General features: G+C 55.7%; 19 protein-coding genes and 10 tRNA genes. 2 read left to right on the top strand and 27 right to left on the bottom strand.

Annotated features, from left to right (window positions below; translation table 11 throughout):
* Positions 1–10 precede the first annotated feature (10 nt).
* The 17 genes from DQG13_RS27060 to DQG13_RS26980 form a co-directional block, all read right to left on the bottom strand.
* Complete coding sequence (locus tag DQG13_RS27060) at positions 11–619, bottom strand: zf-HC2 domain-containing protein (protein WP_113023297.1); 609 nt, start codon at positions 617–619, stop codon at positions 11–13.
* Positions 620–693: 74 nt separating this feature from the next.
* Positions 694–1,272, bottom strand: a complete 579-nt coding sequence (gene sigW / locus DQG13_RS27055) for an RNA polymerase sigma factor SigW (protein ID WP_113023296.1) — start codon at positions 1,270–1,272, stop codon at positions 694–696.
* A gap of 45 nt (positions 1,273–1,317) precedes the next feature.
* A complete protein-coding gene (locus DQG13_RS27050; RefSeq protein WP_181593021.1) occupies positions 1,318–2,235 on the bottom strand; it encodes a DMT family transporter in 918 nt (305 codons plus the stop codon).
* Positions 2,236–2,407: 172 nt separating this feature from the next.
* On the bottom strand, positions 2,408–5,197 hold the full coding sequence (ppc, locus tag DQG13_RS27045) for a phosphoenolpyruvate carboxylase (protein WP_113023294.1): 2,790 nt from the start codon (positions 5,195–5,197) through the stop codon (positions 2,408–2,410).
* 775 nt (positions 5,198–5,972) lie between these two features.
* Positions 5,973–6,824 (bottom strand): ABC transporter ATP-binding protein, encoded by an 852-nt coding sequence (locus DQG13_RS27040; protein ID WP_113023293.1) that lies wholly within the window; start codon positions 6,822–6,824, stop codon positions 5,973–5,975.
* Positions 6,821–7,702, bottom strand: coding sequence for an alpha/beta hydrolase (locus DQG13_RS27035; RefSeq protein ID WP_113023292.1), 882 nt, complete (start codon positions 7,700–7,702; stop codon positions 6,821–6,823). The genes DQG13_RS27040 and DQG13_RS27035 overlap by 4 nt, the downstream gene beginning before the upstream one ends.
* Before the next feature lie 5 nt (positions 7,703–7,707).
* On the bottom strand, positions 7,708–8,502 hold the full coding sequence (locus DQG13_RS27030; RefSeq protein ID WP_113023291.1) for an alpha/beta hydrolase: 795 nt from the start codon (positions 8,500–8,502) through the stop codon (positions 7,708–7,710).
* Between the two features lie 16 nt (positions 8,503–8,518).
* Positions 8,519–9,517 (bottom strand): FecCD family ABC transporter permease, encoded by a 999-nt coding sequence (locus tag DQG13_RS27025; protein WP_258525886.1) that lies wholly within the window; start codon positions 9,515–9,517, stop codon positions 8,519–8,521.
* A 16-nt stretch (positions 9,518–9,533) separates the two neighbouring features.
* Positions 9,534–10,544: a FecCD family ABC transporter permease gene (locus DQG13_RS27020; protein WP_113023289.1), complete on the bottom strand. Its 1,011-nt coding sequence runs from the start codon at positions 10,542–10,544 to the stop codon at positions 9,534–9,536.
* A gap of 5 nt (positions 10,545–10,549) precedes the next feature.
* Entirely contained in the window at positions 10,550–11,557 is a 1,008-nt protein-coding gene (locus DQG13_RS27015; RefSeq protein WP_113023288.1) for an ABC transporter substrate-binding protein, read from the bottom strand.
* Between the two features lie 140 nt (positions 11,558–11,697).
* A complete protein-coding gene (locus DQG13_RS27010; RefSeq protein ID WP_113023287.1) occupies positions 11,698–12,018 on the bottom strand; it encodes a hypothetical protein in 321 nt (106 codons plus the stop codon).
* 138 nt (positions 12,019–12,156) lie between these two features.
* Entirely contained in the window at positions 12,157–13,404 is a 1,248-nt protein-coding gene (locus DQG13_RS27005; protein WP_113023286.1) for a nitrogenase component 1, read from the bottom strand.
* A 16-nt stretch (positions 13,405–13,420) separates the two neighbouring features.
* Positions 13,421–14,731, bottom strand: a complete 1,311-nt coding sequence (locus DQG13_RS27000; protein WP_113023285.1) for a nitrogenase component 1 — start codon at positions 14,729–14,731, stop codon at positions 13,421–13,423.
* A gap of 13 nt (positions 14,732–14,744) precedes the next feature.
* Positions 14,745–15,785: a FecCD family ABC transporter permease gene (locus tag DQG13_RS26995; protein WP_113023284.1), complete on the bottom strand. Its 1,041-nt coding sequence runs from the start codon at positions 15,783–15,785 to the stop codon at positions 14,745–14,747.
* A gap of 2 nt (positions 15,786–15,787) precedes the next feature.
* Positions 15,788–16,831, bottom strand: coding sequence for a FecCD family ABC transporter permease (locus tag DQG13_RS26990; RefSeq protein WP_113023283.1), 1,044 nt, complete (start codon positions 16,829–16,831; stop codon positions 15,788–15,790).
* A 98-nt stretch (positions 16,832–16,929) separates the two neighbouring features.
* On the bottom strand, positions 16,930–17,955 hold the full coding sequence (locus DQG13_RS26985; RefSeq protein ID WP_181593020.1) for an ABC transporter substrate-binding protein: 1,026 nt from the start codon (positions 17,953–17,955) through the stop codon (positions 16,930–16,932).
* Positions 17,956–18,182: 227 nt separating this feature from the next.
* Positions 18,183–18,992, bottom strand: coding sequence for a helix-turn-helix domain-containing protein (locus DQG13_RS26980; protein ID WP_181593019.1), 810 nt, complete (start codon positions 18,990–18,992; stop codon positions 18,183–18,185).
* Positions 18,993–19,917: 925 nt separating this feature from the next.
* On the opposite strand from DQG13_RS26980, the gene DQG13_RS26970 reads away from it, so the two are divergent.
* The gene (locus DQG13_RS26970) at positions 19,918–20,199 is read left to right on the top strand and encodes a hypothetical protein (RefSeq protein WP_113023279.1); all 282 of its coding nucleotides are present in this window, start codon (positions 19,918–19,920) and stop codon (positions 20,197–20,199) included.
* Positions 20,196–20,657, top strand: a complete 462-nt coding sequence (locus tag DQG13_RS26965; protein WP_181593018.1) for a type II toxin-antitoxin system VapC family toxin — start codon at positions 20,196–20,198, stop codon at positions 20,655–20,657. Before DQG13_RS26970 ends, DQG13_RS26965 begins: the two co-directional genes overlap by 4 nt.
* Before the next feature lie 333 nt (positions 20,658–20,990).
* Here the strand turns inward: DQG13_RS26965 and DQG13_RS26960 are convergent.
* From DQG13_RS26960 to DQG13_RS26915, 10 genes are all read right to left on the bottom strand, one after another.
* Positions 20,991–21,061 (bottom strand) — tRNA-Gly (locus DQG13_RS26960).
* A gap of 13 nt (positions 21,062–21,074) precedes the next feature.
* Positions 21,075–21,151 (bottom strand) — tRNA-Pro (locus tag DQG13_RS26955).
* 14 nt (positions 21,152–21,165) lie between these two features.
* Positions 21,166–21,239: transfer RNA gene (locus DQG13_RS26950), tRNA-Arg, on the bottom strand.
* 3 nt (positions 21,240–21,242) lie between these two features.
* A tRNA-Gly gene (locus DQG13_RS26945) sits at positions 21,243–21,317 on the bottom strand.
* Positions 21,318–21,333: 16 nt separating this feature from the next.
* A tRNA-Leu gene (locus DQG13_RS26940) sits at positions 21,334–21,413 on the bottom strand.
* A gap of 10 nt (positions 21,414–21,423) precedes the next feature.
* Positions 21,424–21,499: transfer RNA gene (locus DQG13_RS26935), tRNA-Lys, on the bottom strand.
* A 7-nt stretch (positions 21,500–21,506) separates the two neighbouring features.
* Positions 21,507–21,578, bottom strand: a tRNA-Gln gene (locus DQG13_RS26930).
* A 7-nt stretch (positions 21,579–21,585) separates the two neighbouring features.
* Positions 21,586–21,661: transfer RNA gene (locus tag DQG13_RS26925), tRNA-Val, on the bottom strand.
* A gap of 10 nt (positions 21,662–21,671) precedes the next feature.
* A tRNA-Glu gene (locus DQG13_RS26920) sits at positions 21,672–21,743 on the bottom strand.
* An 11-nt stretch (positions 21,744–21,754) separates the two neighbouring features.
* Positions 21,755–21,816: transfer RNA gene (locus DQG13_RS26915), tRNA-Thr, on the bottom strand.

Below are 21,816 nucleotides of genomic sequence, written 5' to 3'. Positions count from 1 at the left end.
CTTCAAGCTTTCACGGGGTCACCCAAGAGAAAACTTCATTTACTTTATACCAGATCCATTCCAGTGTCTGGTCCACCGAATTGACATGACCGGAAATATAAGCGGTGGAGGCCAGGTTGTAGCTGCCGTCGATCACCGTTACATTTCCCTCTACATTGCCGTCCACCTGAACCTTTCCCCGTTTCACCGTCAAATCGCCCTGGACGGTATGCCCTTGGGGGATGATGACAGTGTCTCCTTGAATGACAACCTGATCCAGACTGGCGCCTTTGACCACCATGTCCCTATCCTGATCCCACAGCGACAGGAAGCTTGTTGCCATCACCAGCAAAAAAACCGAAGCCACCGACAGAGCCGGATGGGTGCGGAGCCACTTGAGCCAGCCCTCGCGCCGCTTCTTCTTGGCTGGGATATTGCCCATAATCCGGGCTGTCAGATCGGAGGGAACCGGTGTCTTGGGCAGCAAACGGATACAGGCTTCCGTTTGCTCCATCTGCTTGAACAGCTTGTTGCAGGCCGGGCAGGCAAGAAGATGCTTCTTCAACTCCACTGCATCTGCCCCTTCAAGATCTCCGTCCAGGTACTCATGTATCAGAGGAAGGGCATCGGAACATTGCACGTTAAGCCTCCCCTTTCCATAACTCGTCTGGTTGACAATGTTTCATACGTATTGAGCGTTGGGTTGGTTTCATTTTAAATGCCGCCTCCGAATTCAGGCTCAAGCTTTTTTCGCAGGAATTCCCGTCCCCGGTGAACCCGGGTTTTGACCGTAGTGACCGGCATGCCCAGTACATCCCCGATTTCCTGCAGGGACATGTCATGGAGATAGCGCAGAACCACCACGGACTTGTATTTTTCGGGCAGGGTCTCAATTGCGCCGCGGATCTGATCCTGCGTTTCGGAGAGCACAACCTCTTCCTCCGGCGTGTCCTGGTCGCTTTTCAACAGCGAGTACCAATCCGTCCCGTCCCCCTCCGGCATCTCCGCATCCAGCGAGTAGGTCGGTTTGCGCTTGCGCAGACGGTCAATGCAGAGATTGGTGGCAATCCGATAGATCCAGGTGGAAAACTTCTGGTTTTCGTCATAGCGGTCCAGATTCATGTAGACCCGCAGGAAAGTATCCTGCGCCACATCCTCCGCCTCCGGAGAGTTATTGAGCATCCGGTAGCCGAGATGGTAGATTTTGTCCTTATACATTTCCACCAGCTCTTCAAAAGCCTGTCTGTCCCCATTGCGCGCCAGCCTCACCAGCCGCGCCTCTACGTAGTTCACAAAAACTCCTCCACCCGGCTTTACCGTAAAATCCTTGTCTCCCCGTCATGATAAGGATTTCGCGTCGCCCTCTGTATGTTTGAGCTCGGACAGGGCAATGCCCGCCAGAATAAGCCCCATGCCCAGCCATTGTATGCCGGTAATACTCTCACCCAAAAGCAGATACGCCCCAATCAGGGCAACCGGCAGCTCCATGGCTCCCGCCATCGCCGCAAGCGATGCTCCCGTGCGGGGAATGCCGATCAAAAACGCCACTGTGGGAATCACCTGCCCCAGGAGGCCCAGCCCCAATCCCCACAGCACCAGAGAACCGGTTTCTGGAGCCCCGCCAATCAGGAAAACCGGCGGATAGAACAGATAAATAACTACAAGCCCCGCCGTCAGCATCCAGGCCGATTTCAAAAAAGGATGCTGCTCCGATTCCACCCGCCCCGCCAGGAACAAAAACAGGCTGTACGTAAAGCCCGAGGCCAGGCCGCAAACCACTCCCATTGCACTGAACCGGGACATATCCGCGGTCAGCAGGTTCACAGAGAGGATGGTGCCGGCCATCACAACAGCAATTGCGCCGCCCTGATAACGGGTAGGCCATTTCCGGTCAGCAATACATTCCATTACGATGGTAATCCAAGTAAACTGAAATAGCAATACAATTGCCAAAGATGCGTCCAATTCCGACAAAGTTCGATTGTAGAAAATAGTGGTCAGGGACAAGCCGCTCATGCCGATGAGCGCCTGCTTGATCCACGGGCCGGTGAACGGGCTCCGCCGGGCCGCGGGAGTGATCAGCACCAGGAACCACATGATCAGGGCTCCCATGGTAACCTGGGCCGAGGTGACATTCCCTTCGGTCACGCCGGCCTGAAAGGCCAATTTGATGGTTGGCGAAAGCATGCCGTAGCTGGACGCCCCGACCAGAATACAGAGAACGGCCACCCACTTATGCAAAAGCAAGGTTTTCATCCGATTGTCTTGCTCCTTTACATGATATTTGAGTCCCATCCCCAAGCAAAAAAACCGGGGCCCTTAGGTTTATGATCCATAAGGTCCCCGAATTTCCATTTTCCTATTTAGATTATGCGCAATCCCGTTCTATTGCAAGCCTCTTCAAGGGCTTTCTTTAACTAAAATTGCATCAGCCTGTATTCCGCAGCCCCGCGGCGATGCCGTTGATGGTCAAAAGCACCTCGCGGATCAGCCCCTCATCCTCTATGCCCCGTTCGCGGCAATCCCGGAGCTCCGTCAAAAGCTGCACCTGCATGTAGCTCATGGGGTCCACATACGGATTGCGGAGCTTGATGGATTCCTGAAGAATCGGCACATTATCGAGAATTTCCTTCTGGCCGGTGATCTTCAGAATCAGCTCGGAGGTCAGCTTGAACTCATTCTTGATCTCTTGGAAAATCCGCTCGGCGATCTCCCGGTCCTTCACCATCTTGCCGTATTCCCTGGCAATATTGAGATCCGCTTTCGCCAGAGCCATCTGGAGATTGTCAATGGCGGTGCGGAAGAAGGACCACTTGGCGTACATTTTCTGCAGCTGCTTCATGTTCTCCGCCCTGCCCTGGTAGTAGCTGTTCAGGCCGCTGCCCGCCGCGTACCAGGCCGGAAACAAATAACGGCTTTGGGTCCAGGCGAATACCCACGGAATCGCCCGCAGGTCCTCGAACCGGTCGCTGTTTTTGCGCTTGGAGGGACGGGAGCCGATGTTCAGCTCGCCCACCTCGGGAAGCGGCGTAGACTCCCGGAAGAATGCCATAAAGTCCGGGTCGCCGAAGACCAGCTCCTGATACTTCTTCAGGGAGGCCTCGGAAATTTGCTTCATAATCATCTCGTACTTATGCTCATGAATGTCGCTTTGGGGATGGCGGGACATCACGGCTGCCGTCAAAAGCGCCCAGGTGGCCTGCTCCAAACTCCGGTAGGCAATTCCCTTCATGGCATAGCGCTGGGAGAGCACCTCTCCCTGCTCGGTAATCTTGATGCCCCCGCCGATGGTCTCGGGAGGCTGGGCCAAGATGCTCCGGTTCAGCGGCATGCCGCCGCGCCCCAAGGCCCCGCCCCGGCCATGGAAAAATTTCAGCTTCACGGAGAAGGCCCGGGCCGTCTCGGTCAAGTCCTTCAAGGCCAGCCGCAGCTCCCAGTTGGCTGTCAGGACACCGCCGTCCTTGTTGCTGTCGGAGTAGCCCAGCATAATCTCCTGCTGGTTGTTGGTGCTGGCCACCGCATCCCGGTAAGCGGGAATAGCGAACAAGGTAGCCATAATGGCCGGCGCGTCATGGAGATCATCGATGGTCTCGAACAAAGGCACCGGCTGCAGCGTGCAGATCAGATTGCCTTCCTTATCCCTGCGGTACAGCCCAACTTCCTTGCTGAACACCATAACCTCCAGCAGATCGCTGGCGCTTTGGGTCATGCTGATGAGATAGCTTTTGATACAGTTGACGCCGAACTCCTTCTGGGCTGCCTGGACGGTACGGTACACGTTCAAGCATTCCGTGGTGGATTCGGAATATTCGAAGTAAGGGGATATAATGGGCCGCGGGTCGTTCAGCACCTCTGTCAGAAGAGCGACCTTCCCGTCCTCGGGCAATTCCCCGTAGTTGTCGGTTAATCCGATGATTCTGAAAATCTCGGAGATGGCATTCTCATGCTCCTTGCTGTGCTGGCGGATATCCAGCGTGCTCATATGGAAGCCGAACAGCTCCACCTGCCGGATCAGCTTGCGGATAAACCGGTCCGCAAGTTGTCCCGCATAATGGCTGCGCAGGCTGCGGTCCACAATTTGCAGGTCGCGGATGAATTCATCAGGGGACCAATAACGTGCCGAAGGATTATGGAAATGGGGATTCCCCGTGTTCTGCACCTTTTCCAGCATATAGGTCAGCTTGATCCGGTAAGGCTCCTTCTCGTTTCGCCATGCGTCCTCAATGTCCAGGTCCATACAATCCCGCTCGTCCTCGATGGACTTAAGCAGCTCATCGGTCACCTTGACGATGCTGGTGCTGAAGCTCATGTAGTTCAGCGCTTCCCGCAGAGTCTCCTCATACTTCTGAAGGGCCAGCTGCCGGTGCATGCCCAGCGCCTCGAAGGTGACGGAGGAGGTGACGGACGGATTGCCGTCCCGGTCGCCGCCGATCCACGAGCCAAAACGGAGAAAAGTCGGCACATGCCAGGATTGGTCGGGATAATATTTCTCCAAACATCGTTCCAGTTCTGCATAAACCTCCGGCAGCACGTCGCAGAGGGTTTCGTCAAAATAATAGAGGCCGTTGCGCACCTCATCGAGAACCGTCGGCTTCCGGTCGCGGAGCTCGTCGGTCTGCCACAGAGCAAGGATCTCGCCGTGGAGACAGTTGCGCAGCTGCTCCCGCTCCCGGTAGGTGAGCATGGGGTTATCCAGCTCCATCATCTGGTCGGCAATCCGGTGGTGGATGTCCAGCACTGCCTTGCGGGTAGCCTCCGTAGGATGTGCGGTCATCACCAGCTCAAGAGAGATGCCCTCCAGAATGTCCTGGATCTCTTCCGCGGTAATGTCCCGAATCTGCAGCTCCTTGATGATGCTTTCAATGGAGCCGGGCTGGATGGTCTCGCCGGCGGTGCGGTCATAGTCGCGTTTCCGGCGGATGCGGTGGTTCTGTTCGGCAATGTTCACCAGTTGAAAGTAAATGGCGAATGCCCGGATCACCTGATGCCGGATCACTGGACTTAAGCTGTGAATCGTCGACATGTACTCCTTATAAATATCCGAGTCATAAGCAAGCCGCATGGATTTGCTCATTTCTCTGATTTTCTCCACGACATTCAACAATTCTTCTCCGCCTTGGCCTACCAATACCTCTCCCAATATGTTGGCCAGAAAGCGGATATCCCGCCGCAGCAGGTTATTGCTGGTCCCCTTGGCGGCCAGTATGTATTCCGACATGCTCCTCACCCCGTTAGCCTAAATGTTCCTGCACCGGTCTGTATTAACCACTGTTTATCAGACTGAAAACTTAGATTAGTTTATTTTATCACAGCTGATCCGAATAAATATAGAGGGAATGGAATAAAAAATTCGGATCTTTCGGACAAATTGTGATGGTTGCCGACCTGCAATATTGCTTTTCATACAAAAATAGCACGCACAATTCCGTCTGTCAAAATGATTTTTGTTTTTTGGGGATGGAAATTTGTCCCCTGGTGGGAGTCAAACTGACATTTTTACAGCGTTTCGGCAAAATTTTCTCCGTCCTTCAGGCTCCTGTCAGGGCTGCTGCCGCTTGATTTTCAGGTTATGCAGCTCCCTCCCGATGTGTCTCACCTTCTGGTTCCAAGCCTTCCGCACTGCCGCATGGGTATGCGGACTGACAATCCGTTATTTTGGCTAAAAACACTCTTTTGGAATTTTCGCGGACACACGATGCGTTATTTGTCTTGTCGGGATACAAAATCGGCGGTTTTCCACCACTTAACGGCTCCTCTGTCCGCCCAGATGAAAAACCGGCGGTTTTTGTCTCATTAACGGAACCTGTGTCCGCCGAAACACTTGTCCGATGCTGCCTTGGTTCTGCTCTTGATGCCGCTCCCCCTCCCGATACAAAACAAAAAGGCCGCTTCCCCCAACGGAAACAGCCTCTTGCATCTGAACTGTCATTGAACTGCCCTATCAGCCGCGGCGCGCGCGCATCCCCGAAAAAATGCGCCGCCTCCCGCACATGCTACCGCCCCCGACCGCCTGCTGCCAACAGCTCGCGGAGGACCGGCGCCGCCGCCTCTTCTTCCTCCCGCGCCAGCTCAAAGGGCAGGCATAGGGGAACGCCCGTCCGCGGATCGGAAATAATATCCGCCTCAATGCCGAACACCATGCGCAGCACGTCCCGGGTCATGACCTCCGCAGGTGTGCCCTGGCTGACCACCTTGCCCGACTTGATGGCCACCATATGCCCGGCGTACCGGGTGGCGTGATTCAGGTCGTGAACCACCATTACAATGGTTCTGCCTTCCTCCCGGTTCAGCTTTTGCAGGAGCTTCAGCACCTCCAACTGATGCCCCATGTCCAGGAAGGTAGTCGGCTCATCCAGGAACAGAATGTCCGTCTGCTGGGCCAAAGCCATGGCAATCCACGCCCGCTGCCGCTGGCCGCCGGAGAGCTGGTCTACCGGCCGGTCGAAGTAATCCTCCATGGCCGTCACCTGAATAGCCCAGCGGATAATCTCCCGGTCCTCCCGGGTCTGGGTGCCGAAGCCCTTCTGATGGGGGAACCGTCCGTAGCCCACCAGCTCGCCCACCGTCAGGCCATCCGGGGCAACCGGATTCTGCGGCAGAATCGCCAGCTGCTTGGCCACCTCCTTGGTGGACTGCTGGTGGATCGCCTTGCTGTCCAGGAACACGCTGCCCTTGCGCGGCTTCAGAATCCGCGACATGGTCTTCAGAATAGTGGATTTTCCTGAGCCGTTGGCTCCCACCAGCGCAGTGATCATACCGGAGGGAATGGACAAATTCAGGTCCTCTACGATCAAGCGGCTTTCATAGGCAATATCCAGTTGCTGGGTATACAAACGATTTTTCATATTATACGCCCTCTTTCGTCATGGGACTTGGATAATGCGATCCGGATGCCTTTGGAAATCAACGCGGGTATTACCGACACATGACCGTCCCCCTCAAACCTGCCGAATGTGGTCATAAGCCCGGCCGGCGGCCTGGAGGAGAGACGCTCCGCCATTTCCTCCGCATTTTCCCACATCCGGCTTCTGTGCCCTTTTTCCAGCTCTCCAATGCCGATGAACAACTGGGCGGGAGGGCCAGAGCCGTTATCGCCCGCCGCCTCCGACTGTTGCTGCCGGAAGACTTCCTCTTCCTGAAGCAGCACCCGATCCGCCCACCAGATGGAAGGACTGCCAGCCACATAAGCGGCAAATTCCTCCCTCCGGGTGAACAGCGCGTGCAGCGCCAGGAAGCCGCCAAGAGAATGCCCAAACAGCGACTGCCTGCGGGCATTGACGGGATAGCGCCGGGCTATCAGCGGCTTCAGCCCTCCGGTGATGAAATCCAAAAACGCCTCCGCTCCACCAACCGCCGGCCAAGGCGAACCATCGCCCCTCTTGGGCAGCATAGATTCCTCCGCAGGCGTGGTATAGTCCAGGAACCGCTCCTTGGAGGCGTCCATCCCTGCCGGATAGCCGATACCGATGAGAATGGCCGGATCATAGCCATGAGGCTTGCGGGTCATCAAACGGAGAGTTTCCACGGCCATGGCGAAGCAGGAATCCCCGTCCAGAAGATAAATCACGGGGAACCCCTCCGGAGGGGCCTCCTCTGCCGGCACCGCCGCCATAATCCGGTACGACCGTCCGGACTCGGGCCATTCCATCACCCAGGAATCGGTTCCCGGCACATGAACCGCTCCTGTTTCCTCCAAATCAGGCTCTTGGACCGCTTTATCCATACCGCTTACGCCTCCTTGCAATTGAGCGCTGCCTCTTCCACAAATCCCGCAGGCTGTCCGAACAGCCATTCCATTGCCTCAGGGAACCTGCGCACAAAGCTGGAATGCTCGTGGAAGGCTCCTTCCTCTACATCCAGCCGCAGCCGGTCAGGTCCGATCCCGCTCTGGGCCAGCAGCCCGTAGGCTTCCCGGTTCAGCGCCGGCATCTCCTTCTGGGCCGTCTCCTTGCCCTCCCCTTCCCGGGTGCCGACGGACATATACATCCTTTGATTGCGGGCCGCAGCCGAAGGCGCGTCCTGGCGGATAAAGTCCATTATCCCCCGGTACCAAAGGGAGGCGGACAGCATACCCACCTTGCCGAACACATCCGGCCGGATGGCGCCCGCATAATAGGAGAGCAGCCCGCCCAGGGAAGCGCCGATAATGCCGGTCATTTCCCGGCTGCCGTCGGCGTAATAATTGGACATCAGATACGGCAGAAGCCGCTCCGTCAGAAAACGGATATACTCCGGGCCGCCTCCGCCGAAATCCGGACGCTCCGGCACAAGCGCAGGGGCGGGCCAGGGCGTATATTCATCCAGCCGGTTAAACGGCTTCACGCCGGCAATAATCATTTCCGGAAGCCTACCCTGGGCGAAGCTGGATTCCAGAAACTCTGTATTGGAAGCAAAAAGGTAATCCCCGTCCTGCACCACGAGCAGGGGGAGCCTCAGGTTACAGGCCCCGCAGGAGGGAGGAAGGTAGATGGTGATCTCCCGGTCCTCCAGTTGGTCCTTGATCAGGCTGCCTTTCATAAGCATGCGGTACAAGCCTCCTTTAGGCCGGGCGTTTCATAAGCAGGGTGACAAAATAAGGAACGCCGATAATGGCGACAACAATGCCCACAGGCACTTCGGCGGGGGAAACCACCGTTTTGCCGATATAATCCGCCAGGATTACCAGCAGCATCCCCAAAATGGTGCAAACCGGCAGCATATGCCTGTGATGAAGTCCCACCAGCCGTCTGGCAATATGGGGAGCCAACAGACCGACAAAGCCGATGCCTCCCGATACGGATACGCAGGCGCTGACCATGCCGATGCTGGCCAGAAGCAGCAGGGTTTTCTCCCGCTCCGTGCGGACGCCAAGACTGATGGCGCTGCTTTCGTGCAGCTGGAACAGATCCAGAACATAGGACTTCCGGTAAATCACCGGCAGCAGGATGGCGAGCCAAGGGGCAATCGATGCCGCAAACTTCCAATTGGCGCTCCAGATGCTGCCCGACAGCCACACCGTAGCCATTTGAAAATCCGAGGCATTCATCTTGAGAGAAAGAAACAGCGTCCATGCGCCAAAGCCGGAGCTGATGGCAATACCCGTCAGCAGAAGCCGCTGGGGGTCCAGCCTGCCGGATTTCCAGGCAAACAGATAAATCAGGACAGCGGCGGCAATACCGCCCGCCAAACCGAAGAAGGGCATGGCCAAAATGGCGGACCAGCCGGTGGTGCGAATCTGGCCCTGGTACAGGAACATGAAGGTGACAATGGCGGCTCCCGCTCCGGCGTTGATGCCCAGTATCCCCGGGTCCGCCAAGCCGTTGCGGCTTACCCCTTGTATCACCGCTCCCGCAGCAGCCAATCCCGCTCCCACCAAGGCCCCCAGCACAATGCGGGGCAAGCGGAAGTCAAAAATCACCAAGTCCCGCTGGGGAGTGGTTTCCAGACGGAGCAGAGTATGGATGACCTCGGACACGCTTAGCTCAAATTCGCCGCTGATGAGGCTTAAGATAGCCACCACAACAGACAACAACAGCCCCGACCCAATTACAGCCGCCAAACGAACAGGAGTGGCTTTAGGATGCACGTTCGCCGCCTCCCCTCGTCCGGATCAGATACAGGAAGAACGGAATGCCTACAGCGGAGGTGACCACACCGATAGGCGTTTCGAAGGGATAGTTCATAAACCGGCTGAGCACATCTGACAGCCCCAGGAAAACAGCCCCCATCAGGCCGGAGCAGGGAATCACCCAACGGTAGTCCACACCCACCAGATAACGGGTCATGTGGGGAATAAGGAGCCCTACAAAGGCAATTTTGCCTGCCAGGGCAACTGAAACCCCCGTCAGCAGCGCCACACAGCCCATGGTGGCCAGCTTAACCCAGAAGGTGCGTTGGCCCAATCCCGCCGCAATATCATCGCCAAGCGAGATAATAGTAATGGGGCGGGCCAGAATGAGAGCCACAGCCAGCCCGACCAGTCCCAAAGGCAGGGCCAGCTTGATCAAATCCGGGTTCATCTGGTGGAGCCGGGCATTGAACCAGAAGCTGACATTCTGGGAGATATTGAAGGAGATGGCCAGCGCCGCCGAAACACTGCTCAGGAAGGTGCCGATAATCGTCCCCAGAATGGCCATGCGCACAGGGGACATTCCTCCCGGAATCATCCAGGACAGCAGGAAAACCAGTGCCACCCCGCAGGCCGACCCGATAAACGAGCTTGCTACCAGTCCAAGCGAGGAGCCGTTGGGCATCAAAATCATCGTCACCGTAATAGCAAAAGCGGCCCCATCGGAGACGCCCATAATGGCAGGGGATGCCAGATAGTTTCTGGTCATCCCCTGCATCATGGCGCCCGACATGGCCAGGAATCCGCCGATCAGAAGGGCTCCCGCCGCCCGGGGCAGCCGGGAGTGGAGCACAATCTGATGGTTTACATTATCCGGGTCAAAGTGGAAGAATGCATCCCTTACCGTCGTCCAATCCATGGACTTGGCTCCGTACATAACGGAAGCCAGCAGGACCAGCACAACGGCAACGGGCGAAACCGCCAGAATCAGGTAAGGTGAAACCGCCTTTTGCGACATGGGGCTTATTTGCTGAGGGCGTCAACGGCCTTGTCCAGGAAGGCCAGCTTGCTCCAGGAGGTGCCGCCTTGGGCGTTGGGGTCTACGATATTGACGAAAACCTTGCCGTTTTTGGCCGCCTTCAGACTTTTCCAGATGGGATTATTCTGGAGCTCCTCCAGGGACTTGGGCTGATCCTTATTCTCGGCCTCGGCGAATTGAACGAACAGATAATCTGGATTGATCTCGGCCAGCTTCTCCAGGGATACAAGCTCCTGGGCCTTTACCGGTTTGATCTCTTCCGGCACGGCAATGCCCAGATCGGTATAGAAGGACGGGTTGAAGTATACATCGGCGGGATACACATAGATGTTCCCGGTACGGATACGCACCATCAGGACCTTCTTGTCCTTCACATTGGCAGCGATTTTATCCTTGGCGGCAGCGGCGTCCTTCTTGTATTTCTCGATAATCTCCTTGGCCTGCGCCTCTTTGCCGGCAATCTGGCCCATAGCCAGAAGATTGGCCTCCCAGTTGGAGGAGATGTGGGAAATCGGAATCATGGGCGCAACCTTGTTCAATTGCTCCACTACAGCCGCCTGGAACTTGGAGGTGCCCATAATCACATCGGCCTTCAGCTTCAGAATGGCTTCCGCGTTGGGCTGTTGGCGGTTGCCCACTTCAACGGCGCCCTCCATGGCCTTGGCCATATAGTCGGGAATCTTGACACCGTCGGTAACGGCGCCTACGGGCTTCACGCCCAGAACGGCTGCGTCCTCCATAGCCTCGAGGCTGGCTACAACAATGTTCTTGGTGCCGGCCAGCTGATATTGTTTATCCAAATATGTAATCGTCTTGGGCCCTTGGTCCGCCGGAGCTGCAGCAGGACTTGCGGAAGCTGCAACGGATGCGCTGGCAGCAGGACTTGCGGAAGCGGCAGGGGAGGAATCGGCTGCATTTTCACTGCTGCCGCAGGCCCCCAGAATCATACCCAGACCCAATACCAGCGATGCTGTCAAACCAACCTTTTTCATAACAATAATTACTCCCCTCATAGCTGTAGTTTCCCTTAATAATAATGATTCGCATTATCATTCTAATGAGAACTGTTATCATTATAAGTGGATAGGCCTGTGTTCGCAAGACTTTTTTCCGAAATTCCCCGGTTGGACCGCTAAACATTCCACGCCCGTTCCTCTGCGGTTTTAGCCAGTGCCAGGCGGATTCCCTTGGCCAACAAGGCAGGAACCACCGAGATATGGCCCTCGCCGTCGAATTCTTTGACAAATACATGCAGGAGCGGGGATTCAAGAGCCGATAGGCGCTGCCCCATTTCCATGGCATTTTCCAGCATGCGGCTGTCGCCTCCCCCTTCATGCCCGCCTGCGGCAATCAGCAGCATACGCTCCGGCTCCTGCGAGCTTTCCCCATTCCGGGCTTGGCCGTCCGCTTCCTCCAGCTTCCGCCGGAAGGCCGCCTCCTCCTCCAGCAGCACGCTGCCGTTCCACCACCCACACATTCCGTGCCGGTCAAAGCAAATGCGGACGCCGGTTCCCGGGGCGATAAGTTCAAGCGGTTGCCTGCCGGTTTAGCGGCCATTGGGTCGGCCTCCTTTCTCTGGTCTGCAGTTTTCTCAGTTTTCACGGATCATTTCGTTGGCCCACAGCTCCATCAGATGCAAAGCGCCGCGGTAGCCGGCAAAAGGAGGGGCATGGGGATTGATCCGCCAGGCCAGATCGGGATTGGCAATCTGCAGCGTATCCGGGCGGCCCGCCCATTGCAGGGTCTGCCCGCTGGCCATCAGGATAGCACCCTCCGCAGCCTTGGCCGCTTCCATCCACTGCCGTTCCGTATAGAAGGGGACGGCGTCGCTTTCCCCGTAGAGACTGTCCCGCCAAGCAGCCTCCACCGTCATCCCCAGCTCCTCCCGGGCAAAAGCGCTGATTCCCGTTACGCTCTCGGCGGGCCCGCCCAAAAACAAACGCGCCTTCCCTTTGCGGTAGCGGACGGTCTGCGTCAGCAGGCGGGCGGCTTGTTTGGCTTCGGCTGCCTCCCGGCCGACAAACCCGGCATCCGGCTTGCAGCCGATGGCCTCTCCCACCTGCGTCAGCCAGCGGGTAGTGCCTTCAATGCCATAGGGACATCCCTGCACATAAGGGGTCCCATAGCTGCCCTGCAGCAGCTCCGCGGCGGCAACCGCCTCTCCCCGCACCGCCAGATTGAGGCTTGCAGCCCCCAAGGTGCGCAGCGAGTCCACCGAAGCGCCGGCGGTCATGACGCATTGGGGCTTCATTCCGAAAGCTCCCCGCATCAGACGCTCCAGCTCGGCGGCCTCCGCACGGAAGCGGAAGCGGTCTGCGCAGGAGCCGATGATGTTGAAGGTGCCGGGCTCCGCCTTGTGTTCCCAGGCAGCCTGCTGCTCCTGTTCCGGCGGCAAAGCCAGCTCCCGGGCCAGAACAGTCAGCGCCTCCTCCACGCCATGGCAGGCGTCTTCATGGAAGCCGCCTTTGCCGAAGGCCATCACCGGCACCTTCGGGTACAGCCCGCGCAGCTCCTTGGCCAAGGCGCCCAAATCGGTTCCGATAATCTCGGGAACGGAGGACGGAAGCAGAAATAGGGCTTGGGGGACGTCCTTTTCCATCACAGCCCGCACTGCCTCCAGCAGCCGGTCCGTTGACCCCAGGGCAATGTCGTTTTCATTCAAATGCGTGGCGTATAATCCGCAGGCTCCGCTTACTCCCATCCGCTCCAGTGCGACCCGCGCATACACCATATGCCCCATGGACCCAAACTCCACCAGAGCGGCATTGCGGATGGTGGACAGGGTCCACAGAATTCCCATCCGCCCTGATGCAGGCGGACGAAACCGGTACAATCCCACAGCTCTCTCTCCTTTGCTACTCTTGTTGTATGGCCTTGCACAAGCTCTCCAGCATCCGGATGCTGCGGGCGTAGCCGCAGGTGGCTGCAAGTGCCGACAGCCCCTCCAGGTAGACTGTTCCCGGTGCCCGGGGCGCCAGCGGCCGCCCCACACAGATGCCGGGAGACAGCTCCGCAATAACGGCGGCGTCTGTTTCCGGGTTGGCCATGTGGCAAATCAACGGGTCATGCCCGCTTTTGACAATGGTCCGTCCCCACGCCTTATCCCCCTGTCCGAAGCCTTCCATATGGATCAGGAGCGGCTCCAGGCCCAGGCGGGTCCAATAAGCGGCCAACGGCAGCGGGTCCAAGTGTCCGTCGGTAATGGCGAAGGTGACGCCCTTGGCGCAATCCTCCGCCTCCTGCTCCAGGCGAAGCAGCTTTTCCTGCGCAGGGGAGGCGATATCCTTTTGGGGGATACCCAATATGTCGGCAATGCGTTCATAAGCCTGTCCGATATCCGCGCAGCTGTAGGCGCTATGGAGCTGAACGGCGGGAATCCCGAAGCGTTTCTCCATCACCGCCGCCAGCTCGGCAAAATGCGGAGAAGCCACCAGGTTTAACGACGCCTTGGGCGCTTCCAGATACTCATCCAGCGAAGAGGCAGGCGTCAGATAGCGTGTTTGCCAGCCCTGCCCGTCCAGAAGCTCCTCCAGCTCCGGTCCGGCGGCATTCCGCGGCGGGCCAAAGCTCATGATGTTAATTGTCCTGGCAGTGCCGGTGTCCGGGCCCTCATCCATGAGGCTGCCCATTGCGGCCAGGGTTCTCCAGAATCCGGGAGGATGGCTGCTGCAGGTAAAATGGGCGGCCTGCACCACAGCCAGCCGCGCCGTTGAAAGCTGTGGCTCCAGCTCCTGAACCAGCAATTCCACATCCTCGGCGATCAGGTTGGGAATGCAGGTGACAATCAGCAGGATCGCCTGGGCCCCGGCGGCGTCCATTTCTTTGATGGCCTCGCCCAAACCCTTGCTGCAGCCGAATACCACCTCATTGCCGTCCAAAAGATACGCCCAATGAAGCTCGCCTTGTTTGCCGAATGGCTCCGGGATCACCATTTTGCTGTAGGTTCCGCATTCCGGCATGCCGATGACCAATGTGGACACACCGGCCATCCGCCCAGCCAGGGACAGTGTGGTATGCATCGGGCAGTGGCTGCCTGGATTGGCCGCCGGGGTCAGCATTTCAATGGCCCGTTCCGACTTCACTGCGGACAACCGGCGCAGGTGCCGAAGCCCGGAAACATAGCTGTCTTGAATAATCGTCGGACTCACCCGCTTTCTTTTTCTCATCAAATATAAAGGATTATCTGCCGCTGCGGATTAACAGGTAAAGGAAATAGGGTCCCCCGACCACCGCTACAACCAGGCCTGCGGGGAGCTCGTCGGGACTGACCACAATCCGTCCAAGGGTATCGGCGGCGGACACAATCAGCGCTCCCGTTAAAGCCGAGATGGGAAGGAGGACATGATGGCGGGTCCCGGTGAGCATTTTGGCCAGATGCGGAGCAATCAGCCCTACAAAGCTGATGCTGCCGCTGACCGCCACGCAGGAGGCCGCCAATCCCACCGCTGCCATAAGCAGGCTGCGCCGCTCCTTCTCCACCCGGGCGCCCAGGCCGCCTGCCACCTCATCCCCCAGGTTCAGAGCGTCCAGCATCCGGGCCTTGGACCATACATACGGCACAAGCACAATCAGCCAGGGCAAAAGCGCCCATACAAACTTCCAGTTCGAGCCCCAAATACTGCCCGCCTGCCATTGCACCAGAAAATCGAATTGGGCTTCATCCAAGCTCATGACCAGCACAGTCATGGCCGAGGTAATGCCCGCCTGCAGGGCAATCCCCACCAGAATGAGCCGCAGCGGGCTGATTCCTTCCCCCCGTTTATAGGCGAAAACATAAATCAGCACAGCGGCCACAGCCGCTCCGGCCAAGGCCAATACCGGCAGCAGAAAAATGGAGCCGGTGGATTTGGCGCCCGCCAACATAATAAACAGCAGCACCATTAATCCGGCGCCTGCATTGATGCCGAGCAAACCCGGATCGGCCAACGGATTGCGGGCCACTCCCTGTATGATGCAGCCGGCCAAACCCAAACCCGCTCCCACCAGCAGGGAGAGGACAATACGGGGCAGACGGAATTGGAACAGCACCATATTTTCTTTTTCCGTGCCTCCTCCGAACAAGGTCCGGATGGTATCCAGCGGCGTCAGCCGGGAAAATCCCGTGTTCATGCTGATGACAAATGAAATGGCCAGCAGGAGAGCGATTACCACTGCCACCACCACATTCCGGCGAATGATCCTCCTGCGGTACTGCTCCATGGTTAAGCCGATTTGTGCCATCTTTAGCCGGCCCTCCTTTGCTTGCGGGCCAGATAAAGGAAGAAGGGCACGCCGATCAAGGCCACCAGCGCACCGATGGGGATTTCTGAAGGCGGATTGATGGTTCTCGCCACCAAATCCGCCGCCACCAAGAGCAGCGCGCCGAATACCGCAGAGGCGGGAATAATGTAGCGGTAATCCACTCCCACCAGCGCCCGGCATACATGAGGCACCACCAGGCCGATAAATCCCACCGCTCCCACTACAGCGACAGACGCCCCTGCCAAAAGAAGCACCAGAATCGTTCCGATGGTTTTAACCGCCGCTGTTCTCAGCCCCAACCCCTGGGCCACATCCTCGCCCAGGTTCATCAGCGATACGGAGCGGGAGAGCAGCATGGCGCCGATGATGGCCGCTATAGTAATGGGCACCGCCAGCTTCAACTGGCTCCAGTCGCTTCCCGCCACGCCGCCGGAGGTCCAGAACATCAGACTCCGCGCCACGTTAAAATAGATGGCAATGCTTTGGCTAAGCGCAGTCAATAGCGCCGTCACCGCCGCCCCCGCCAGCACCAGCCGCATGGGAGATGCCCCGCCCCGCTGCAGAGATGCAATGCCGTACACCAATCCGGCGCCCATGGCCGCACCAGCAAAGGAGAGAAGAATAATCTGCAGATAGGAGATTCCGGAAAAAAACGCAAAGCAGATGGACAGCATGAATCCCGCTCCTGCGTTTAAGCCCATCAAGCCTGCATCCGCCATGGGATTGCGGGTCATGCCCTGCATCAGGGCTCCCGCCACACCGAAGGAAGCGCCGATTAAGGCGCTGGCGATGACCCGGGGCAGACGCAGATTATAGATGACCATGTGCTGGGGATTGGTCTCATCCCGGTGAAATACCGCATCCCATGCCACTTGAAGAGGAATGGGCATGGAGCCTTTGGAAACGGAATAGAGCATACCGATTAACAATACGGCAAACCCGGCCAGGATAATCAGCCAGCCGGTATGGATTTTCATTTTGACAGCCCCGGGAACTGCCAGCATTTTTGCTGCCTCGCGGTTCATTCCTGTTGCCTCCTACGCCATAACCCCATGGACAATATGCCAAAACAGGCCCCGCCCTTTACCTGGACGGATACCTGTTTGATTCTGTTGGGTTTTCATTATTTCAGCATGAATTCGCTGATGGCTTTCACGCCGTATTCCACACCCAGAGGGCCAGCGGAGAAAGCTGCGCGGTCAATGATAAACACGTGATTGTTCTTGACGGCGGTCAGCGTATTCCAGACAGGATTTTTCTTCAACTCCTCCAGAGTGGTCTCTTCAGAGTTGCTGGTCATATCATCCCACAGGAAGATGTAGCTGGGGTTGAGCTGCAGCAGCCCTTCCAAGGTAAAGATATTATCCTTGCCGTGCACAGCAGGATAGTTGGCAGGCGGTGTCAGGCCCAGGCCGGCTGTTTTGTCATAGAAGGCAACGCAGCGGTCCAAGCCGAAGGCTGTATAGGTGCCTTTATTGTTAAAGGAAATGAAGGCCACGGTCTCATCCTTCTTGGCAGCCAGCTTCTCCCGGTTGGCGGCGATCAGCTTTTCGATTTCGTCCACCTTGTCTTGGCCCTTCTTGGGCTCGCCGATGAGCTTGGAGAATTCCAGCAGGCGGCCTTTCCAGTCCAGGTCATTCTTGAATACTACTACCGGGGCAATCTGCTTCAATTGGTCCATAATCTTGTCATTGTAAGGGGTAGCAGCAATGATCAGGTCAGGCTTCGATTCCAGCACCTTTTCCACACTGACGGGGCTGCCCAGATCCAGAACATTGGCTTGCTCCTTGAGAAAAGGCTGGAAGGAGAGGAAGCCGAACAGAGAGCTTGCATTGTCGGCCGCAACGGGGGTTACGTCCAAGGAAAACCACGGTTCGAGGAAGTGGAAGAAGGCGACAGCTACGCGCTTCGGCCGTTCCTTAATCACTATCTCGTTGCCCAGCGCATCCTTGTATGTCAGCGGGAATGCAGCCGCTTCTGTCTTCGGAGCTGCAGAGGCAGCAGGGCTTGCACTGGCCGCAACGGATGCGGCAGGACTTGCTCCGGCAGCCGCATTATCTCCGTTCTCGGCAGCTTCCTTACCGCCGCAGCCAGCCATCAGTCCAGCTGCAAATGCAAATGTCAAGCATAATGCCAATAGCTTCTTCAATCCAATCCCTCCACTTTTTGAATGCAGATTCTCTATTTTGCAACTCTCCTCATTGATAACGATTCGCAATTGCAATATATAAAGCATTCTAGCATGTGCATAGAGTGAGAGAAATGGAGGATTTCCTGAACCAAGGATGGACAATTTCCCTTTCATTCCGGGAGCTTCCCCAAAAGTATTCGGAATTCCCTTCGGCGAAGCATCTCGTCGCTTTTGGGGGATCGTTTTTAGTTGGCCTGTTCAATGGGGAGCGCGCGGAGTTGGGTAGGGGCAAGGCCAAACTGTTTTTTGAAAAGCCTGCTGAAGTAATAGGCATCGGTGTAGCCCACCATTTCGGCAATTTCCTTTACGGTGGCGCAGGTGGACGTCAACAGGCGGTGGGCCTCCTTCATCCGGTACGCAATCAAATAATCGATGGGACTGATGCCGGTATATTTTTTGAATACCTCGGAGAAATATTTGGGGCACATCCCATACCGTCCGGCCAAATCGCAAAGAGTGTGCTGGCGCATATGGTGGAATTCGATGTACCCTCTCGCTTCCTCAACAATACTTTGGATTTCGTTATTTTGGGAGCTTTTCATGATGCCGAACAGCTCAGAGAGCACAGTGTACACCAGCGTTTTGGCCTGAAACTTGGAGAAGGTATCCAGGTGTTTGGACACATCCGCCAGCATTTTGAGGGTGGCAAATAGACTGGGGCAGGAGCCGATCTCCATCTCATACGCCCGATGCATGTAGCCGTCGCTATCCTTCTCATGACGGTAATACATAATGTAGAATTCTAAAGGCTTGTCCGTTAAATTACCGGAGGTAAGCCATTTGCCGGGGCAGCCGTGAATCACCATTCCCGGGCGGAAACGGAAGGACTGGTTGTCCAGCTTGAAGTATCCCTCTCCCTTCACCGGAAAGAGGAAGGCCGATACTGTTGTCAGGTAGCCCGGTTCCACATAGCCTACAGGATGCCGGCGGTAGTAGGTCGGCAGGATCATTATCGGCTCCGCCGTGTACTCTTCCATGATTTCATTGATATTCATGCCTGGAAACAACCTCCTCTGCCTGCCTTCGCGTAAACAATGGAAGCGAATATAGTATGGCCGCATCAAGTATATTGATTATCATTTTCAATTATAGCAAAAAGCGCCTCCTTCCAAATCGCCAAATCGTGAAGGTTATTTGATAATTACCGGAACAGCGCCGCGAAGCTGGACGGTTCTTGCCGGCAGGCAAACAGCCTCCATTATGCGGACCGTACAGCCGTTATTTCTCTCATTTACGTGATTTTATAGTTTTCGCGGACACACGATGCGTTATTGTTTCGTAAAGCTGCCCAAACTGACTCATTTTCGCCAAATAACGGCCTCTCAGTCCGCCCAGCCGGAAAAACTCGATTTTTTCGCTGAATAACAGATTCTCTGTCCGGAGAGTAGGTTGGGTTGCGATATTGACGCTAATCCCCAAGTCCTCAATGGCTCCGGTCTTGCCCAGCAAGCCTGACCGAATTCGTTCCATGGTTCGTCCGGTAGAGGATGCTACGACAGCAGACGCTTCGAGCAAGTCCTGGGTATGTTGCGCCGTCTCTTCGGTTCCGCGGCTAAAGCCGCTGATCAGGTTAGCGTAAACCGCTCCATACATTGCCGCTTCCAACCAAGACATGCCAAGGCCGCGACGTTTTCCTTGGACCACATCCTAAACCGGCCGACACTCTGACCCAACGTACGGTCAATTTGCTGGATGGAGGCTTCAAAAGCCATGGCATCATTACTGCTATTCTGAACGTGTACAACTCTTGCCTGGAGGAAATAGAGTCGTAGCGGCGGCTTTACAATGCACCAAGTGAGTCAGTGGTATCTCTATATGTCATTATCGGATATAATGTAGATATGGTAAGTCAATGCCCTGACCAGAGGTATGAATGTAGAATACCAGGAACGACGAAAATATGGTGAGGTGATCTATTCAATGAAACAAATTTATGATCATTCACTCTTTTTGGCGGAATTCCAAAGGTTGATTAACTCCAAACGGTTTGCAACTATGAAAATCGATGAAAATGATCAGGGAATGGTGATTCACTTGGAAAAACAATATCGTGCTGATGAAACCTTGAAGCGTGAACAAAGACTCAGCATCCTTAGAAAAACTGCCGGTATTTTAAAAAACACTCCGCCTGCCATTAAGCAGGAATTTCAAGCCCTGGCGGACAGAGAAGGGGAAGAAGACAGGGAGGGCAGCCATCTTTGAGCAAATATTTATTTGATACGAATGTTTGTATATACTTCTTCAGAGAGTTTCCGCCTGTAGTTCGGTTTATGGAGGAATTATTCCAGCAGAATGAGCAACACGAAAAACTTCTGTCCGTTATTACCGAGGCTGAGTTGCTTTCCGTAAGTTCAGTTGCGACCAATCATGAGCTGAAGTTATTACTTCAAGAGTTTATAAACGATTCAGATCAAGTGGTCGAGGTAAACAGAGAGATTGCCAACCTTTCCGGTGAGATACGCTCCAAATTGGCGTACCACTATGAAAAAAAAGTAAAGCTTCCTGACGTGCTAATTGCCGCCACTGCACTGCATACCGACGCTATATTAGTCAGCAATAATGACAAGGACTTCCAAACCATTTCGACCGCATATAATTTGAAGTATATAAATCCCATCCAGGATCAGGACGAACTTAAGCACTTCTTGGCTACCCAATAATATAAACGATTGTTTTCCCTTCGCCGCGGTGCGGGGTTCTGAGCAGGCCAAGGCAAGTCAATTGATATTGCTACCAATAAAGGCGGATGAACACGATTCTGTGTCATCCGCCTTTCCCGTTCTTTTTCATTGGTACACATTTGGTACATTTTCGATTCCACGGCCAAAAGTCTTATTTTCGTAACCCACTGAAGCTTATGTTTGAAGCATCAAGTACATCTTGCCTTTGCCCCAAAAGGTCTTCCTTTTGTCCTTCAAATCCTCTCCGTAGTATCTCCTCAAACAACAAAAAAGCCTTATGCATCAAGGCTTCGCGGTTCTTTAATTTAGAAAAGCGGGTGATGGGAATCGAACCCACGCTACCAGCTTGGAAGGCTGGAGTTCTACCATTGAACTACACCCGCATATGAAGATTGATGGTCGGGACGACACGATTTGAACATGCGACCCCCTGGTCCCAAACCAGGTGCTCTACCAAGCTGAGCTACGTCCCGTAAAGCTTTGTAAACGCACCCTGAGAGATTCGAACTCCCGGCCTTTTGATTCGTAGTCAAACGCTCTATCCAGCTGAGCTAAGGGTGCATATGGAGCGGACGAAGGGATTCGAACCCTCGACCCTCGCCTTGGCAAGGCGATGCTCTACCACTGAGCCACGTCCGCGAAAAAGAGATAAAGATGCGCGTGGAGGGACTTGAACCCCCACGGTTGCCCGCTAGATCCTAAGTCTAGTGCGTCTGCCAATTCCGCCACACGCGCATAAAACAAATGGTGAGCCATGTAGGACTCGAACCTACGACACCCTGATTAAAAGTCAGGTGCTCTACCGACTGAGCTAATGGCTCATAAGAACTGGGGATCTAGGATTCGAACCTAGGAATGACGGAGTCAAAGTCCGTTGCCTTACCGCTTGGCTAATCCCCAATACAAATGGTGGGCGCTGAGGGGATCGAACCCCCGACCCTCTGCTTGTAAGGCAGATGCTCTCCCGGCTGAGCTAAGCGCCCGGGATATGTATGACCCGTAGGGGATTCGAACCCCTGTTACCTCCGTGAAAGGGAGGTGTCTTAACCCCTTGACCAACGGGCCAACTGCAAAGCTTCCAACCGGAATCGAACCGGTGACCTCATCCTTACCATGGATGCACTCTACCTACTGAGCT

Source organism: Paenibacillus sp. YN15 (assembly GCF_003285005.1).
GTDB lineage: Bacteria > Bacillota > Bacilli > Paenibacillales > NBRC-103111 > Paenibacillus_AR.
This window is presented reverse-complemented; position numbering and strand designations above follow the sequence as displayed.

Bases quoted from the DNA above. Each gene is read 5' to 3' on its own strand.
- DQG13_RS27050 (WP_181593021.1), bottom strand. From the start codon at position 2,235: ATGAAAACCTTGCTTTTGCATAAGTGGGTGGCCGTTCTCTGTATTCTG.
- ppc (WP_113023294.1), bottom strand. From the start codon at position 5,197: ATGTCGGAATACATACTGGCCGCCAAGGGGACCAGCAATAACCTGCTG.
- DQG13_RS27040 (WP_113023293.1), bottom strand. From the start codon at position 6,824: ATGAAAAATCGTTTGTATACCCAGCAACTGGATATTGCCTATGAAAGC.
- DQG13_RS27035 (WP_113023292.1), bottom strand. From the start codon at position 7,702: ATGGATAAAGCGGTCCAAGAGCCTGATTTGGAGGAAACAGGAGCGGTT.
- DQG13_RS27030 (WP_113023291.1), bottom strand. From the start codon at position 8,502: ATGCTTATGAAAGGCAGCCTGATCAAGGACCAACTGGAGGACCGGGAG.
- DQG13_RS27020 (WP_113023289.1), bottom strand. From the start codon at position 10,544: ATGTCGCAAAAGGCGGTTTCACCTTACCTGATTCTGGCGGTTTCGCCC.
- DQG13_RS27015 (WP_113023288.1), bottom strand. From the start codon at position 11,557: ATGAAAAAGGTTGGTTTGACAGCATCGCTGGTATTGGGTCTGGGTATG.
- DQG13_RS27000 (WP_113023285.1), bottom strand. From the start codon at position 14,731: ATGAGAAAAAGAAAGCGGGTGAGTCCGACGATTATTCAAGACAGCTAT.
- DQG13_RS26995 (WP_113023284.1), bottom strand. From the start codon at position 15,785: ATGGCACAAATCGGCTTAACCATGGAGCAGTACCGCAGGAGGATCATT.
- DQG13_RS26990 (WP_113023283.1), bottom strand. From the start codon at position 16,831: ATGAACCGCGAGGCAGCAAAAATGCTGGCAGTTCCCGGGGCTGTCAAA.
- DQG13_RS26980 (WP_181593019.1), bottom strand. From the start codon at position 18,992: ATGAATATCAATGAAATCATGGAAGAGTACACGGCGGAGCCGATAATG.
- DQG13_RS26970 (WP_113023279.1), top strand. From the start codon at position 19,918: ATGAAACAAATTTATGATCATTCACTCTTTTTGGCGGAATTCCAAAGG.